We start from the raw sequence: 16534 nt of genomic DNA on the forward strand, positions 1-16534 counted from the left end.
TTGATCCAAAAATTAACTGGATGTGAATCATTGCAGATCCAATAGGCTATGAGTCTAAAACATTTTATTTGTATAATTTCACTGTATCTGCTGCGTTAAATAAATTCATCTTGAATTCAATAACTTCACGTGCAGCAGCTATACATGGCGGATAAATAGCGTTGGGTTCATACCAGCCATCATTATCTTTTAACACTTCACGCACCTTTTTATAGTAAGCCGCTTTTACGTCGCTGGAAATATTTATTTTAGAGATTCCTATTTTTACGGATTCTGCAATTTCTTCGTCAGCATTTGATGAGCCTCCGTGTAAAACTAATGGAACTGCAACAACATTTCTGATCTCTTTTAATAAATCCAGCCTAAGTTTTGGCTTCATTCCTTTTGGATAAATACCATGCGCTGTTCCAATAGCAACTGCTAATGTATCAATGCCCGTTTTTTCTACAAAATCTTTTGCTAACTTAGGATCCGTGTATATAATCTTGCTTGCTCCCCCCTCAGCAGAGGTTCCAGTAGTCCCTATTGTTCCTAATTCTGCTTCTACTGAAACATGAATTGGATGTGCTGCTCCTACAACTTTTTTGGTTATTGCAATATTGTCTTCATATGACAAATGGGAGCCATCAATCATTACAGAAGTAAAACCGCATTGAATTGCGCGCATCACTTGCTCAAAACTTCCACCATGATCTAAATGGATAACCATTGGTACTTTGGCTGCGTTAGCTTCTGCTTTGCAGGATTCAACAAAGCTATCTCCCAGAAAGGATAATTCATCTGGATGAATTGCTAAAATGACTGGACATTGTATTTTTTCTGCACTTTGAACCACTGCTGTTAAAATTTGTCCACTGCCGATATTGAATGCAGGTACTGCAAACTGATTTTTCTGCGCTACTTCCAGCAATTCCTTCATATTCATTAACATGTGTGTCTCTCCTCATATTTTATATTGATTTATCATTTGATCCTGCTAATCGAATATAATATCTAACTTTCTCAATGCTATCCTCTTCTACTTGGTGAATTAATTCAAAATAATTTTTATCGGGAATTTCTTTTAATTGAGCCTTCGTGCTTTCTGTACAAGCATTGAAAAAATCACAGCCCACGTTGATCTTGTTAATGCCAAACTGTACTGCCTGCAAAATATTCTCTTCACCGGATCCTGATCCCCCATGCAACACAAGAGGTACCTTCGTATTATCCTTAATTGCTTTTAATCGCCGGAAATCAAATTTTGGCACCATCCCATCGGGATAGTTTCCATGAGATGATCCAAAAGATATGGCTAAAGCGTCAACCCCTGTTTCCTCTGCGAAGAGTTTTGCTTCATCGGGATCTGAATACATGGCAGTTTGTGTAAAAGAACCATCTTCATTGGTTCCCATGCAGCCAATTTCGCCTTCGACACTTACATTGTATTCTTTGGCAAATTCCACAATCTTTTTGCTGAATTCAATATTTCCCCTTAAATCATAGCGAGAAGCATCTACCATTACAGAAGAAAATCCATTTATAATTGCCTGGGTTAGATATTCATATTCAGTACCATGATCCAAATTCAGAGCAACTTCCACATCAGCTCGTTCTGCCAATATTTTCACAACAGGAGCAATTAAGCCGCTATCACAATGGCTTACTAAATGATCTTGCACTATATTTATGATGATTGGTGCTTTTTCAAGTTCGGCTGCAGTAATGACAGCTCTAATCGTTTCTAGATTAAAACAATTAATTGCCATCACTGCATAATATCCTTCATTTGCTTTTTTGAGCATTTCTTTCATTGAAACGTACATGTTTCACCCTCTCATCTAATTTGATCTGTGATATTAAGTTCTGATAAATCTACGCTTTCATCTTCTTCATCAAAGAATGAATCGTCTGCGGCTGTTTTTTTTGTTAATACTAATATTGCAGCCGTTATCACTGTGCCAATGGATAAAGCTGCCAAGAATCCTATTGGATTCTCCATGGCAGGCACGATAAACATACCACCTGAAGGTACGGGGCTTCCTACATTCCAAAGCATGGAGAATCCGCCACCTATGGCTGCACCTATGGAACAAGCAGCGATAACGCGAATTGGATCTCTGGCTGCAATGGGAATAACGCCTTCCGTTATCATCGCAACGCCCATGGGGAATGCAATTTTAATATTTTCTGCCTCTTCTTTTGAATATTTTTTCTTTGCTATGATCCATGATAATGCAACGCCGAATGGCGGAACCATGGATGCAAGAATTTTAACAGCTTCTGGTCCATAGATTCCTTCTACTAATAAACCATCTGCAAATAATGAAGCAACTTTATTTACAGGTCCCCCAAAGTCAAATGCCGCCATTGCGCCCATTCCTAAACCGAATATAAATCTTGAGCCACCTTGCAAGCCTTTTAATACTTCTGTCAGTGTTGCTGTTAACCAAACAATGGGAGTACCAATTACATAGAACATAAGTAAGCCTACAACCATAGTTGAAATTAAGGGTAAAATCATCATTGGCATTAAACCTTGCGCCCATACTGGTACTTTCAAATTATTCCTTAAATATTGTACGAAATAGCCAACGATATATCCTCCTAGCATGCCGCCCAGGAAACCAGCACCAATTGCATTTGCGATTAAGCCCATCATTAAACCCGGAGCAATACCTGGACGATCAGCAATGGAATAGCTAATAGCACCTGCTATTACCGGAACAATTAAACCCATGCCAAATACACCAAGAGAAACCAGCGCATCAGCAATTGAATACGCTTCTTTGTAATTTTTTATGACTGATCCGCCTGAGAGATTTCCAATGGCAATAAGGAGACCCGCTGTTACAACTAGAGGCAGCATATAAGAGATACCCGTCATTGCATGTTTTTTAAGTTGTAATTTTCTTAACATACTATCTCTCCTCTAAATTTCCATATTTAATTATAGTCCTAAGTCAGCCTGGATCTTTTTTATGATTGATTTTGGCGATTTAATAGCAATGTTAGTTGGAATATTGAGAATTTTTTTGCCTGCGAATCGTTCTTTACCACCAACGTTGATATCGGCTGCTACGATTACGATATCTGCATTTTTAATATCAATCTCCGTTAATTCATCCTCCGTCCCGATTGTTCCCTGGGTCTCAATGTGAATTTCATGCCCTAACTCTTTAGCCGCTTTCATTAGTTTTTCTTTTGCAATATACGTATGAGCAATACCTGAAGTACAAGCTGCAATTCCTACAATCTTCATAACATCCCTCCTCTCTTTTTTAAATTATCTGCCTGAAAATATAGCTAAGATTTCTTCAGGTGATTTAGCCTTTAGTAACTTGGCACAAACATCATCATCTCCTAAATTACTAGCTACTTTTGCTAATATCTTTATATGAGTGCTATTTTTGTCTTCATCTGTAACCGCAAATAAAATAATAAAACGAACCGGCTTATCATCCAGACTTTTCCAATGAATATCAGTTTTCGTTCTCCCAATAGCCAGTGATGTTTTGTTAACAAATTTTGATTTTCCATGGGGGATAGCGATACCATTACCAATTCCGGTTGTTCCTAGTGATTCTCGATAAAATACATCTTTTAGAAAGTTCTCCCGATTTGATATCGCATTTACATGAAGCAATAAGTCCGTTAACTCTTCCACAACTTCCTCTCTTGTAGTAGCCTCCATATCCAATTTAATTGTTTCACTTCTTATTACTTTTGATAAATCCATAGTTCTACCCCATTTCCTTTAATTTTTCATAAAAAAGCGTTGCACATCGATAGCACGAGTGCATTCCAGCAGATAATTCATCGCATTTTTCGCCTCGTATAAATGATAGATCTCCATGACTATATTTTTTGCGTGCTCATAATCCGAATTGAGAATAAAAAATTTTATGCAACTGCTGCCTTCCGTATTGTTCACGATTTGGATTGCAAGCCGCTTAATATTGGAATTTCCAGCCAGGTATATCTGTATTTTTTTGCCGAAATCAACTTTATAAAACACTAATTTATGTGCATTGTTCTTTTCTAAATCATTAATAATCACTGCATCTTCTGTGTTAATGTAAATATCAGCAGCAGAATTTAATTTTTCAAGATTTTCTAGTTGTAAATCTTGCTTCGTATTTTCAAATGAATCTTCAATCAAGATGTTCTTAATATTCTTAATGTCTTTTTCATTTAATAATGCTGAAACAAGCATGTATGGTTTTTCTTTAATGGCTAAATGAACCGTGGAAATAATAAAGTCGATATCATCGAGATTGATCGTATTTAATTTATGTTCTGATATCACATCCCCAATCTGCCATTGAGGAAATGCTCGTCTCAACCGGGTTGTCAATAATTGTGAAGTACCATAGCCGCTATGGCAAACTACAATTACTTTCTTATAACTGATTTCTCTTTCAATTGCTGCTTGAAAATAAGTTACTAAGTATCCAATTTCGTCAATGCTGATCGTATTTAAATTGTATTTTAAGGTAATCAAATGCACCACGATCTGGCATATGCTTAACATTTCAGTAAACCGTTCCTCAATTTCTTTTAATAATGGATTTTTTATTTGAATGTTATATTTAAGACGATTCAGCATTGGTCTAATATGAAGTATTAATCCATCATGCAGCAAGGTATCTTTGGTCAAATCAAAGGTTAAAATATCAGAGACCATTTTGACTAGAGAAGCAGTTATATCAATGTAATTCACTTCCAGATCTTTTTTAATGACTAATGAATTTCCCAGCAGCCGTTGTCCAACGCCGCATGAAACCAGGTATTGATAAATATAATAAATTTCTGAGTCATTAATCTTAATTTTACATTTTTCATAAATTTTTAGTGCTAACTTCGCAGCACTTTCAGATATTGCATCGTCAGCAGACAGGAACGTGAAGCTGCTATTATTCTGCCCTTGGATTTGGTTGCCGTCACTTACTCTTTTTATACAGATAAGAATATGGGTTAATAAATTAATAAAATATGGATCACCAATTGTGTATTCCAATGTTTTTTCTAAATCAATCAATATTTTTTCAATATATAAGACTAAATCAAGATCAAAAATCTTCGATAATCCCTTTATTGTCTGTGAATCAAGCCTGGAGAGACACTCTACGTCAAGACTATCACTAGTATCGTTTAGCAATTCACTGGTAATGGACGCAATTGCTTTTCTTATATTTACTTCTGATCCATTAATCTTTGTGCCCTCCACACTTCTATCGAGTGTAATATCATAACTTTGCAGCCAATCCTCTATAAACTTTAAATCATTTGCAATGGAGGCTTTGCTAACATAATATGCATCTGCTAATTTTTGAATGGATGTATTTTGATTGGATTGCGTGAGCAGCAATTTCAAAGTTTCTATTCTGCGATTTTTGATTGACAATGGATCGACAGCCTCTAAATTCGCATTGATATCGTTTAGTAAATCCATTTTTTGATGAGTAACAATCTTTATTCGTATACCACTGCCTGGCTTGCGATTAATCTTAATATTTTTATTTTTCAAATAATTTTCAATAAAATTTATATCTTTGGATAGTGTTTTATCAGATACTTTAAGAATTCCGGAATAATATTTAATTGGTTTAAAATCATTTTCTGCAATAAGTAGTCTGATTAATTCTTTTTGTCGTAAATTGAATATAGCCACTTATTCTTCCTCCTTATTACGATCTGCATTAACCTATCTCGTGTTAATAGTAACATACGTATTATTTCTTTAAAATACTAAATGCCTTCTGCTATGATACAGAAGGTTTAGTACCTAACTACGTAATTTTAGCGGCAGGAATATCAAGCCGCCGTTACTCATAAACTCTAGCGCCCCCGCACTAAAAGTGCAGGGGCGCTAGAATTTACTTCAAATGAGGCAGTTGCCCCTTCTACATCCAAGTCCAAAATGAAATTCGTTTTTAAAAGTTATTAATAATTATAGCTTGCTTTTACCCATATTGTACGACCAGGTTCGTTTACTCTAAATGAAGAAGCAATACCCAGCGCAGGGATTGCTGCCCCTGATCGGCTAATAAATTCAGAGTAATTTTTATCAAAGATATTATCAATTCCAGCCGCGATAGTAACCTGTTTGGTCGCCTTATAGGCCAGGTTGGCTGAAAGGATACCAAAGCCACTGCTTGCACCCAGATCATAGCCAATTTCACTGCCGCTGTTTAAATCGTAACGGGTTTGTGCCTGAACGCCGCGCCACAGCAAGCCCGCTTCTACCTTCTCATGGCTGTATTTGAGTCCCAGTGTTCCTTCCAAGGGTGGAATTTGGGCTAATGGTTTATCATCCGCATCATTATTGCCCCGTACATAGGCAAGTGAAGCTGTTGCCGTCCAATGCTTATTCAGCGAATAGATCAGATCGATTTCGCCCCCATAGAGTGATGCATCAATATTTTCTGCTGTCTTTGTCGCTGAGTTATTTGCATTTTTAAATAAGATAAAGTCATCTATATTTGCATAAAACAAAGATATACTCGTATTAAGTTTTCCTGAACGATAAATAAGTCCGGTATCAAGTTGAGTGCTCTTTTCTGGTTTCAGATAAAAATTGGTTCTCCGTTCCCAATAATCTGCTGGTCTTTGGGCATGTCCAATACCGACATATGAGGTAACCGGGGCATTTTTATGATCATGTTCATAACGCAGGAAGGCACCGTATGTCCGGTCATGATCTTCCGCCTCTGTTTTTGCATTCTTTACATCAAGGCTGTCAGTCCTGAGTCCAGCCAGCAAACGGCTATTCGTATCCAACTGGTGTTTAGCTTCGCCAAACAGACCATAATTCGTGAATATCAAATCCCGGCTCCAGCTTGAATACCCCATCCCCATATTACTTCGTCCATTATGTTTATTTTTTTGATAATCCATTCCAACGGTTCCCGTAGTCGATTTTCCTAAAATTAAATCTGCTGCTAAACGTCCGCCATTTGCAGTCCGGTCAACTTCCATAGCCATATTCATCATGGATGAGTTAGGCCGTAATGAGTAGTTGTCCATCACATGATCCACATAATTATGAAATGCTTTGAATTCTATATTACTAATCACCGATGATACATTTTTCTTGCTAAACTTAAAAGTATAATCATTACGGTCAAATTTCGGACCATCCATTGACCTTCCGCCGTAAGCCGCTTCAGCATCACTGGTTTCTGCAGTAAATTCATACAATGTATCCGCATCAGGTGTCCAGCCAAAAATACCAGTCAGACTTTGCCTCGTATAAAAAGAATGAACTTTATTGCCATTACCGTCTTTATAGTCATTCGAATTTGACCTGGTTTTTATAATCCGTACATAACCTTTTGTATCACCCGCAGTAACGTCCAATAATTCATCATCACGGCCGGCACTGCCGACAAGTACACTGCTGTTAACCCTGACTCCCGGCTGGTCAAATCGTTTTGTCTCCCGTTCAAATAAGACCGTTCCAGCTACGTTACCGCCACCGTATTTAACCGTCTCAGGTCCTTTCAAAACTGAAATTTTGCTATACGCTTCAGGAAAAACATAAGAAGTGGTCGGATCCATCCGGCCAGGGCATGCTCCAAACTGATACGTACCATCTAATAAAACATTAAGACGCGTTCCTCCCAATCCCCGGAAAACCGGATCGCTGCCTGTCCCGCCCTGTCGGGCCACCGAAAAGCCTGGAATATTTTTCAGATATCCACCGCCGTCAGCGGCTGGAACCGGCTGCCTTGGTGATTTAGGATCAGTCTCCACAATTAATGGCTCACTAACCGCCGGTGCGGTAACAACGATCTCATCCAATGTAAATGTTACTTTTTCCTCCTCTGCCGCTAACGCTGACTGCGTATTCGCCGAGAGCAGCAACAGTGAAGAAATCACAAAGGTCCGTACTTTTTTCATCAAATCATCATCCTTTATTCTGTTATAAGAACGCTAAGCCATAACTAATCATTTTTGCTGAAAATGAATACCTCCCCATTTTTTCTTTCTAAAATAAGAATATTGCGACCTGAAAAAACAATAAAGACCAGAAATGTCCATAGGAACAATCCTGGCCTTCAGTTCTTTACCAATCAGCCAATATTAACTTCCCTTTTAATAATACTCCTTTCCCTTGGGATACAATACTATCTTAAAGTGCTATCATCTTATCCAAAAATACCATAAACAATCATTTATTATCTGCCCTTAATCAGCTTACGGTTTATCGATCAGCCCTTTTATACCACCACTAGTTGAAAAATATAAGCAGAACTTTTAAAAAATCTCAATAGTACTTTTGGATAGTAGTAGACATTACAAAAATATAGTTGATGAAGATAACTGCAGGTGTTTTTTGTTGGATAGTAGTCTGATATTGCCAGCTATATTTTAAAAGCAATTGCAAACTCCCATGTTTTTTCAAAATTCCACTTGACAGCTACAAAAGGAAGAGTATAATGATAGATAATTAACAAAAAGCAGTGCAATCTCGATTATTTTTAATATTATTGTAAATGTGATGAGGGAGAATGTTGCAATCCTATGATCGTTTCAGAGAGCCGGTGGTTGGTGTGAACCGGTAGCGAGGGGAATGTAAAAATCACTCCTGAACAGCAAAGCTGAAATGTAAAAGTAAGCTGCGCCGGTTTCAGCTCCTTAATGGAGTGCAACCGTTATCTTGCTAGGGTTGTTAGACCTGATGAGAGGTAGACCAATTGGTCTATGAAAAAGGGTGGTATCGCGAGAAATTTCTCTTGCCCCTTTGAGTCAATTAAGACTCGAAGGGCAAGAGTTTTTTTTATTGCATGATTTAGCTTATGATTTCAAACAAAATGAATTAGGAGGTTTATTACATGGTTACGTTTTTAGAAAAGTTAGCAGCACTGGTTTGCAAGTATATGACGGTCTGGGTGCTAGTTGCCTCAACCATTGCTTTTGTTAACCCTGCTCCCTTTAAATTTGTCGGTCCGTATATTTCCTATCTATTAGGTGTGATTATGCTGGGAATGGGGCTCACCATGTCCTTGAAAGATTTTCGTCTGGTTTTGACTAGGCCCAAGGATGTTTTTTATGGCGTAAGTTTTCGTTATTTGATTATGCCGTTAGCAGGTTTTGGGGTAGCAAAATTATTGGGATTACCGCCGGCCTTAGCTGCAGGAATGGTACTATTAGGGGCTGCTCCCAGCGGCACGGGTTCAAATGTCATGACTTACATTGCCAAAGGTGACACAGCTCTTTCTATCACTGTTTCCAGTGTGAATACGATTTTAGCCCCCGTTTTGACACCATATATTTTTCTACTATTGGCTGGTTCAATGATTCCTATCGATGTTACCGTACTCCTTGTTGACATTGTCAAGATTGTATTGATTCCTGTCGCTGCTGGTGTTGCCCTTCATATGGCGGCTCCTAATCTGGTGGAAAAGATTATTAAGATTGTTCCTGCTGTATCAGTGGTATTTATTATTACGATTTTGTCTTCCGTTGTCGCACTGAATGCTGCAAAAATGGCAACAGTCGCATTGGTGCTATGCCTTGCAGTAATACTGCAAAATGTCTTGGGATTAACCCTTGGCTATTATTCTTCAAAATCCGTGGGAATGTCTGCCAAGAAATCACGGGCGATTACATTCGAAATTGGAATGGAGAATTCAGGTCTTGCCGTTGCTCTTGCCTTAGCTCATCTTGATCCAATGGCAGCTTTACCGGCCGCTGTTGGTGCGGTTTGGCAATATATTAGCGGCAGCGTACTGGCCAGTTATTGGTCAAATCGACCACTAGAAGAAGAAAAAGATATCGCCAAAGAAGTTGTGCTGGTAGAATAAAGAAGATTATTCTAAATGATAGGAAGGGATATATCATGGAAAAGAAAATTGCATTAAAGTATGGTAATAAAGAAATGACATTGTCTATTGCAGAAGAAAATATTCTGCAAGTCATTGAAAGTAATCCAATAGCTTTTGATAAATCGGAAATTGAAATTATACAAACAGCACTGGAAAATCCCATTGGCAGTGAGCGGCTTGCCAATCTAGTACGAGAAGGAGAACGGGTTTGCGTTGTTATCCCCGATATTACCCGAGCCTGGCAGAAAACAGACTTATATCTGCCATTGGTGGTTGAGGAACTAAATCGGGGTGGAATAAAGGATGAAGATATTCTTTTTATCTGCGCACTGGGAACTCATCGCCCACAAACAGCAGAAGAGCATAGACTATTGCTTGGGCCAAAATTGGCTGATCGGTTTCAGGTCATTGATCACGATTGCCTGGACCAGGAGAATCTGATTGATTGTGGTATGACTTCTTTTGGCACACCTGTGCGGCTCAATAAGAAGGCGATGGAATGTGATCATCTTGTTTTGACTGGCGGTATTGTTTATCATTTCCTGGCTGGGTGGTCCGGTGGCAAGAAATATGTACTACCTGGTATCTCCTCTTATGAAACAGTTATGAAAAATCATGCCTTGTCACTTAATCCAACCAGAGGATTAGGACCTCACCCGGACGTACGTTCCGGCAATGATGATACCAACCTGATTCATTTGGATATGCTGGAAGCGGCCAGCCTTGCAAAACCGGCATTTCTTTTTAATGTCGTAACTGCAGAAGGAAGAATCGCAGGCGCTGTAGCAGGACATTTCAAGGATGCCCATGACAAAGGACGGAAGCTGGTAAATGCTATTGATGGTGTGACGATTCAGGAAAAAGCAGACTTAGTTATCGCTTCGGCAGGCGGCAGCCCGAAAGATGTCAATCTCTATCAATCCATTAAAACACTGATTAATGCCCGGGAGGCGACAAAACCGGGCGGAACGATGATTATTCTGACCGAAAGCCCCGAAGGTCTTGGCGGTAATGCAGATGTACAGGAAATGATTTTAGGTTATGACACCGTTTTAGAGCGGGAAGATGCCCTAAGAGCTGATTATAGCATCTCAAAATATGTTGGCTACTATTTCTGCGAGTCTGCAGACAAATTTGATCTGCTATTAGTTTCATCCTTAGATTCTGATCTTTTGAAGAAAGCAAACATTACGATTGTTAAAACTCTGGACGAAGCGCTAGAACTGGTTTATGCAAAACGCGGACGTGACCTTAAAACTCATATCATGCCTCACGGAGCAAACACATTGCCTAGACTTGCGTAAATAAAAGATTATTTATTGATATGTAGACGACTTTCTTGTGGATAAACCTGTTAATAACATGTGAATACCTGTTGATAACTTTCATACAGCGTTAAAACAGTTCATTTAGAGTTTTATAATTGCTCGATTAACAAAAAATAAAGCTATGTATAGGATGTTTCTTCCTAAACATAGCTTCAAAATCTATTGCTATACATTAATATATTCATTTATTCATGGAATCCCGTTTTCTGCATGATTTCGCCCTGTCTTGCCAATTCTTCAATAATGAATGCACCAATTTTCTTTAATATCGTCATGATTTATCCACTCCTTTATTTTGCCAGTTATGATTCTTGATGTTAATATATATTAATCAATAATCATTGTCAATTAAAAAGTTTATTCTATTAAAAGACGCAATTGTGTAAATTATAAATATTAATTATTGCTGGAATTGTTTGTAAATACTAAAATCGTCTCACCCGAAGGTAAGACGATTCGTATTTCTTCATCCTCTTAAAATACAATTGGATAGTCTCTCTTTAGTCTCTTTACCTTTAATTCATCTACAGCAGTATATTTTTCCTCAGCTACTTCTCTAACCTTTTCTTCGATTACCAATTGAAAAAGAGCAGATTCTACATCTTCATGGTCACTTCCCAATACTGAGTTTATTTCTTTCGCTGTCATTTCTCCGTAATCATATAATAAACATAGGATATCAGCTTGTAGAAATTCTAGATACTCCATAAAATCTCTCCTGCTCAAATATTTATGATTTAGTATATCCCAATTCATCTATCAATAAATATCGCTTATAATATGGAATGAGAAACGTCTCAAAATGTATCTGAAATCTAACAACTCCTTAAGCAATTAGGCCTAAGGAGTTATTATTTTTACGTGTTCTTCCTTTACGAGATTATAATGGGACCAATTGAAGTTATTTCATTAATATTGATTGCAACCAATTCTCCCACAACATACGGTCCAACAGCAATAGTTAATTGAATAAACAGAAATTGCAGACCAGGCTCATTAGAATCATTACAATGACGTACTTCTAAAAGGGTTCCTACGTATACTACACCTGAGTTCGTAATAACTGACACGACGGCCCCCAAAGGAAATGTAAATGAATTAATATTAGACATTTATTTCTTCTCCTTTTTTTCTAGCTGAATATAACTATCCGCATGTTATTTTATGTATGATCACCATTAAAGGTTACATAGCGTGTTAATCTTATTCTCAGAAAATAAAAAACCACTGGTATGACCCCCAATTACACGATTCCGTCCATAATAAAGCATAAGAATTTGCATAAAAAATAACCAGAACTGAAAACTCCTGTTCATAAGAACATATAAGTATGAAAAATAACGCCTTCATCTCATTATGATTCTCGCCGGCGACATGAATCTTTATGGCCGAGTAATAGCAGATGCTGTAAGTACTGTTTCCGCTACTACGGGCCGGGTATTATTAACAGTAGCCAAAGAAGGCCTTAATGACAAATTGACGATTACAGCAGAAGGCACTCCGGAGAAAGAATTAGTGCAAGAGGCGTTATTAACAGCCTATCCAGAGCTGACAGTGAACATAAGAAATGGTAATCTGCTCTTATTCATTGAAACGACTGTTGATCTTAGTTCTCAGATTAAAGATGTAAGAATTATTGACCTACGCTGACTTTTCATAAGACTTCTACCCAATAAAAAGTAGACGCAGCTTCTAAGACTACGTCTATCTTTTTTAAAGAAAATGCTTCTAATTATTTTACTTTCACATTTTTTAACTCTTCGTAAAAAGCAGGTCTGCGCATGTATTCGAACGTCAAGTGCTTAACCAAATCAGCCGCAATACGATTGCCGCCGATTTTTACTAATAATCGTAAACGTGAACAGATATTTTTGTAATGAGATCGTTTCGAACTACGAGCTGCGTCCTGAAGGATCTCTTCTTTAAAGAGCTCATAAACCTGTTCCGGATATTTTGTTAGTAACGGACGATAGAACTCCACAATACGATGAGGATTCTTTTGAACATATTCTAAAAGCTTTTCCCATTCCTGCTCTTCAATAATAGCAGACGTATAATTATCGTTTATATATCCGGATTGTTTTGCAAACTCTACCAAAATACCAGGATAAATTTGCACCCACTCAGCCGGCTCATACATGCTCTTTAATTTCTGATAGTAGGTAAAATCACCGGATAATGCCAACTCACGACCCACTTCCCGCATCTTATCCAATTGCTTAGTTAGTCTATACACTTCAGCACGAAACTCTTTCCACTTTATTATCAGCCCTGGCAATTTATGATCGTTCTCTTCACCTTCCAATGCTAACATCTCTGCTTTAGCATAATCTTGTACTGCCAGTGCCTCCTGTATCGCTAATTCTCGAAAGCGGGAAAAATTCCGATGTGCATAAAGAAAATCCACAGCAGCTTTTTTACCATCAAATTTATCAATCAGTTCATATTGCAAAAGGGCAATCGCCTCAGACTCATATTCCCGAAAAAAAGCGTCCTGATCCTTTTCTTCCATCTTTAAAGAAATTTTCTTCAAGTATTGTTCAAATTGCTCTCGCTGCCTAGGATTTTGGATCACCGCAATACAAAAGTGCAGCAAGTCCATTCTCCATTCCGACCAGTTATGATAACGTCTTTGATCCGCTTCGTGAAGAATTTTGAGAAAGCACTTTTCTGCCTCTGGCCCTGGAGGAACCGTATCAGTAATCTGCACTAATACATCCTGTACTTCATAGATAACGGTGCTCACATCTCCTGCTGAATCATCAGCAGACTCCAGCATACCAGTCATTTCACACATCACACATAATGCCAAATCCACAGCAAGTTCATATTCTTGTTCATCACATGCCCTCCGTGCCCGCGCCACCACTTTGTAAGCTCCTTCAACAGCACGCTGACAATTACGGTAACTAATAAAACCATCATCATCTTCTGCTTGTTCAATATAGCGCCGCATTAAGCGAATCCACTTTTCTTTTTCGTCACTTCCAGAGCTAAACTCTGCTTTGATTTCATCGGCAATGGTCAAATCATTTTCTGCTATGTCCAGAAGTAAATTAATGAGTTTTTCCTTAGGTTGGCAAGATAGGCCACTTTTAAGCTGTTCCCGAAGACTTGTCTTCACTGGTAAAACGGTTCCTGCCTTTTTCTCAGAACTTACCCTTTTGGCAGCCACAGTCTGTACTTCTTCTTCACGCAATGCTAAAAGCGCAGCTACCATATGCTTGCAGTACGGTCCGCCAATATAAGGACAGTTGCATCCTGCTTCTACTATTGTTTCTTGCTCATCCAGCTGTACGACAACCAAATAATCGTCACTGCCGGTGACAGCGATTACATATCGATTGTCCTGTTGGTTATCAATATCCCCAATTCTTTTCTCTTGATAATACTGCCGCCCACGCTCCACAATAATGTCATCCACATATTGCTCAAAATCATTTAATTTCATCAAAGCACCTCTGCTCTCAATTATTCCTATATAAAGCTGTCCTCATTTTAACCTCATCGGCAATTTCCTCAGGCAGTTCCTCATAGGCAATAATATTGTTTTTTATTTGCTATTAAAATACAAATTCCTGCAAAAAGTAAATCCATTTTGCAAAAACTAAAGAAGATACCCCTAACCGAGCTAACTCAGGGGTATCTTCACTTTATTGATAGTATTGCAGCCATAATTTTATCAATACAGGGGTATGCACATGAGAATCAAGCTTATATCTTTTTAACAAATTCCGATTTTAATTTCATAGCTCCAAAACCTTCAATTTGACAATCAATATTATGATCGCCATCCACCAAACGAATATTTTTTACTTTTGTACCTATCTTTAAAGCCGATGAGCTTCCTTTTACCTTAAGGTCCTTAATAATTGATACAGAATCACCATCGTTTAAGGCATTCCCGTTTGCATCTTTGATAATCTTTTTTTCTTCACTGTTTTCGCCTTCTAAAGTCCACTCATGACTGCATTCTGGACAGATCAGAAGACTTCCATCTTCATAAGTATACTCTGAATTACATTTTGGGCAATTTGGCAAATCCATCATAATTTCATTTCTCCATTCATTATTGCTCATGTATTGATATAAGAATTACTTTTGATTTTCTTTTTATTTCGTAAAAATAGCACTTACGAGTTTATAAATTTATGAAAACGCAGCAATCTTCTTATACGCAAATATACTATCATAGTTTTCTGGGATTGACAAACCTTCCTATCGTCTTTTTGGAAATTACTCTTCTAAATCCCCCACTGATTCTTTTACACAAGTAAACCGGTTGAAACGCGAAGATGCAAAGACGCTGGCGCGTACACGAAGAACACAAAGGGGGAAAATAAATAGTTCTCTGCGTTTGACGTTCTCCTTGAAGACTATTAAGAAAAACTTTTTGAACCGGCGAAGACGAAAAGGAGTCTATTTGTTAAATCTTTTTCTATACCCGCATTTTCTGCAGAGTTCTTCCACTACATGAGTATTGCAAAAACCAAGCCTTATATTTTCCGCTCTTTTTGCGTGTATAATATCAGAAAATTGCTTTTCATGAATATTACCTAAGTTAATGATCCCTTCCCCGTCAAGACAGCAGGGTACTACTGTGCCATCGACTAAAATAGCAACTTGATTCCTTAAACCAAAGCAAGAGCCTGGTGTGAAATCCTCTTCCTCGTTTAAATCAGGCCATTTAAACTCATAATCCTGATTGAGGTACACTCGATCTCTTAATTTTAACGCTTTGGCTGCAGACAAATTTCCCTGTATTTTATAAGGCAGTTTAAAATTCTCTTCAATTTTATAAAGGATCTCTACATTTCTTTTTCTTTGATCCGCTGTCAGCAGTGCTTCATCTAAGTTCCATAATCGTAAGGATATAATTATGTTCGACTCTGCTGCTGCCTTGTTAGAAAAATTTAAAATATTATCAATATACTCATCCTTCGATATGCCCTTCTGATTTCCATCAAAACTATGAAGTGAAAAATTGATTTGTCTCACTGCAGGTTTTTCAATTAACGTCTCCGCTGCGGCAGCGATCAAAGTACCGTTTGTTGTAATGTTTACCTTAAACTCCTTTTCGTGACTTATATCGAGAAGACGCCCTAATTTAGGATGCAATAAAGGCTCCCCCATTACATGTAAGTAGATATAATCTGCAAAAGGTTTAATTTGATCCAGAATTTCTTTAAATGCAGCTTCTGATATACATTCAGGTTTCCTTTTGGTTTCAGGGCAAAAATCACATGTTAGGTTACAAATATTTGTTATTTCTAAATATATTTTTTTATATTTTTTCATAAATTGTAAACTCCAATTCTTTCTCAATGCACTCTTAGCAAATCACTAATACAGTTAGCTTATGATTAGTATGTCCCATTCACTATACTATAGTAA

The 16534-nt window shown here is 37.7% G+C and carries 15 protein-coding genes and 1 other annotated feature; of the genes, 3 read left to right on the forward strand and 12 right to left on the reverse strand.

Annotation, left to right across the window (positions count from 1 at the left end; all coding sequences use genetic code 11):
* Nucleotides 1-64 precede the first annotated feature (64 nt).
* The 7 genes from FR7_RS21610 to FR7_RS21640 all read right to left on the reverse strand — a co-directional run bounded on the left by FR7_RS21610 (nucleotide 65) and on the right by FR7_RS21640 (nucleotide 7884).
* The gene (locus FR7_RS21610; protein WP_007950800.1) at nucleotides 65-931 is read right to left on the reverse strand and encodes a ketose-bisphosphate aldolase; all 867 of its coding nucleotides are present in this window, start codon (nucleotides 929-931) and stop codon (nucleotides 65-67) included.
* Between the two features lie 19 nt (nucleotides 932-950).
* Complete coding sequence (locus FR7_RS21615; RefSeq protein ID WP_007950802.1) at nucleotides 951-1805, reverse strand: class II fructose-bisphosphate aldolase; 855 nt, start codon at nucleotides 1803-1805, stop codon at nucleotides 951-953.
* A gap of 11 nt (nucleotides 1806-1816) precedes the next feature.
* Entirely contained in the window at nucleotides 1817-2899 is a 1083-nt protein-coding gene (locus FR7_RS21620; protein WP_007932953.1) for a PTS fructose transporter subunit IIC, read from the reverse strand.
* A gap of 30 nt (nucleotides 2900-2929) precedes the next feature.
* Nucleotides 2930-3241 carry a PTS fructose transporter subunit IIB gene (locus FR7_RS21625; RefSeq protein ID WP_007950804.1) on the reverse strand — a complete coding sequence of 104 codons (312 nt, stop codon included), beginning with the start codon at nucleotides 3239-3241 and terminating at the stop codon, nucleotides 2930-2932.
* 24 nt (nucleotides 3242-3265) lie between these two features.
* Nucleotides 3266-3718 carry a PTS sugar transporter subunit IIA gene (locus FR7_RS21630; RefSeq protein ID WP_007950806.1) on the reverse strand — a complete coding sequence of 151 codons (453 nt, stop codon included), beginning with the start codon at nucleotides 3716-3718 and terminating at the stop codon, nucleotides 3266-3268.
* Between the two features lie 18 nt (nucleotides 3719-3736).
* Nucleotides 3737-5653 (reverse strand): BglG family transcription antiterminator, encoded by a 1917-nt coding sequence (locus FR7_RS21635; protein ID WP_007950808.1) that lies wholly within the window; start codon nucleotides 5651-5653, stop codon nucleotides 3737-3739.
* A 272-nt stretch (nucleotides 5654-5925) separates the two neighbouring features.
* A complete protein-coding gene (locus tag FR7_RS21640) occupies nucleotides 5926-7884 on the reverse strand; it encodes a TonB-dependent copper receptor (protein WP_007950809.1) in 1959 nt (652 codons plus the stop codon).
* Nucleotides 7885-8476: 592 nt separating this feature from the next.
* Nucleotides 8477-8731, forward strand: a binding site (T-box leader).
* Between the two features lie 88 nt (nucleotides 8732-8819).
* Here FR7_RS21640 and FR7_RS21645 point away from each other — a divergent pair.
* Together FR7_RS21645 and FR7_RS21650 are read left to right on the forward strand one after the other, a co-directional pair.
* Nucleotides 8820-9791, forward strand: coding sequence for a bile acid:sodium symporter family protein (locus FR7_RS21645; protein WP_007932960.1), 972 nt, complete (start codon nucleotides 8820-8822; stop codon nucleotides 9789-9791).
* A gap of 35 nt (nucleotides 9792-9826) precedes the next feature.
* On the forward strand, nucleotides 9827-11116 hold the full coding sequence (locus FR7_RS21650; RefSeq protein WP_007932961.1) for a lactate racemase domain-containing protein: 1290 nt from the start codon (nucleotides 9827-9829) through the stop codon (nucleotides 11114-11116).
* A gap of 498 nt (nucleotides 11117-11614) precedes the next feature.
* Here the strand turns inward: FR7_RS21650 and FR7_RS21655 are convergent, their stop codons facing one another.
* Together FR7_RS21655 and FR7_RS21660 are read right to left on the reverse strand one after the other, a co-directional pair.
* Complete coding sequence (locus FR7_RS21655) at nucleotides 11615-11848, reverse strand: hypothetical protein (RefSeq protein ID WP_007932962.1); 234 nt, start codon at nucleotides 11846-11848, stop codon at nucleotides 11615-11617.
* 164 nt (nucleotides 11849-12012) lie between these two features.
* Nucleotides 12013-12252, reverse strand: a complete 240-nt coding sequence (locus FR7_RS21660; RefSeq protein WP_007932963.1) for a hypothetical protein — start codon at nucleotides 12250-12252, stop codon at nucleotides 12013-12015.
* A 244-nt stretch (nucleotides 12253-12496) separates the two neighbouring features.
* Here FR7_RS21660 and FR7_RS21665 point away from each other — a divergent pair, with 244 nt between their 5' ends.
* Nucleotides 12497-12790, forward strand: coding sequence for a hypothetical protein (locus FR7_RS21665; protein ID WP_007932964.1), 294 nt, complete (start codon nucleotides 12497-12499; stop codon nucleotides 12788-12790).
* An 82-nt stretch (nucleotides 12791-12872) separates the two neighbouring features.
* On the opposite strand, the gene FR7_RS21670 is transcribed toward FR7_RS21665, so the two are convergent.
* From FR7_RS21670 to FR7_RS21680, 3 genes are all read right to left on the reverse strand, one after another.
* Nucleotides 12873-14591, reverse strand: a complete 1719-nt coding sequence (locus FR7_RS21670) for an SWIM zinc finger family protein (RefSeq protein ID WP_007950812.1) — start codon at nucleotides 14589-14591, stop codon at nucleotides 12873-12875.
* 263 nt (nucleotides 14592-14854) lie between these two features.
* Nucleotides 14855-15220 (reverse strand): zinc ribbon domain-containing protein YjdM, encoded by a 366-nt coding sequence (locus FR7_RS21675; RefSeq protein ID WP_276526086.1) that lies wholly within the window; start codon nucleotides 15218-15220, stop codon nucleotides 14855-14857.
* 339 nt (nucleotides 15221-15559) lie between these two features.
* A complete protein-coding gene (locus FR7_RS21680) occupies nucleotides 15560-16438 on the reverse strand; it encodes a radical SAM/SPASM domain-containing protein (protein WP_007950816.1) in 879 nt (292 codons plus the stop codon).
* Nucleotides 16439-16534 lie beyond the last annotated feature (96 nt).

This window comes from Pelosinus fermentans DSM 17108, from assembly GCF_000271485.2.
GTDB lineage: Bacteria > Bacillota > Negativicutes > DSM-13327 > DSM-13327 > Pelosinus > Pelosinus fermentans.

What these genes read in the sequence shown, in the direction of transcription:
- FR7_RS21615 (WP_007950802.1), bottom strand. Translation starts at nt 1,805, where the DNA reads ATGTACGTTTCAATGAAAGAAATGCTCAAAAAAGCAAATGAAGGATAT.
- FR7_RS21620 (WP_007932953.1), bottom strand. Translation starts at nt 2,899, where the DNA reads ATGTTAAGAAAATTACAACTTAAAAAACATGCAATGACGGGTATCTCT.
- FR7_RS21625 (WP_007950804.1), bottom strand. Translation starts at nt 3,241, where the DNA reads ATGAAGATTGTAGGAATTGCAGCTTGTACTTCAGGTATTGCTCATACG.
- FR7_RS21675 (WP_276526086.1), bottom strand. Translation starts at nt 15,220, where the DNA reads ATGAGCAATAATGAATGGAGAAATGAAATTATGATGGATTTGCCAAAT.
- FR7_RS21640 (WP_007950809.1), bottom strand. Translation starts at nt 7,884, where the DNA reads ATGAAAAAAGTACGGACCTTTGTGATTTCTTCACTGTTGCTGCTCTCG.
- FR7_RS21670 (WP_007950812.1), bottom strand. Translation starts at nt 14,591, where the DNA reads ATGAAATTAAATGATTTTGAGCAATATGTGGATGACATTATTGTGGAG.
- FR7_RS21660 (WP_007932963.1), bottom strand. Translation starts at nt 12,252, where the DNA reads ATGTCTAATATTAATTCATTTACATTTCCTTTGGGGGCCGTCGTGTCA.
- FR7_RS21650 (WP_007932961.1), top strand. Translation starts at nt 9,827, where the DNA reads ATGGAAAAGAAAATTGCATTAAAGTATGGTAATAAAGAAATGACATTG.
- FR7_RS21645 (WP_007932960.1), top strand. Translation starts at nt 8,820, where the DNA reads ATGGTTACGTTTTTAGAAAAGTTAGCAGCACTGGTTTGCAAGTATATG.
- FR7_RS21680 (WP_007950816.1), bottom strand. Translation starts at nt 16,438, where the DNA reads ATGAAAAAATATAAAAAAATATATTTAGAAATAACAAATATTTGTAAC.
- FR7_RS21630 (WP_007950806.1), bottom strand. Translation starts at nt 3,718, where the DNA reads ATGGATTTATCAAAAGTAATAAGAAGTGAAACAATTAAATTGGATATG.
- FR7_RS21665 (WP_007932964.1), top strand. Translation starts at nt 12,497, where the DNA reads ATGATTCTCGCCGGCGACATGAATCTTTATGGCCGAGTAATAGCAGAT.
- FR7_RS21655 (WP_007932962.1), bottom strand. Translation starts at nt 11,848, where the DNA reads ATGGAGTATCTAGAATTTCTACAAGCTGATATCCTATGTTTATTATAT.
- FR7_RS21610 (WP_007950800.1), bottom strand. Translation starts at nt 931, where the DNA reads ATGTTAATGAATATGAAGGAATTGCTGGAAGTAGCGCAGAAAAATCAG.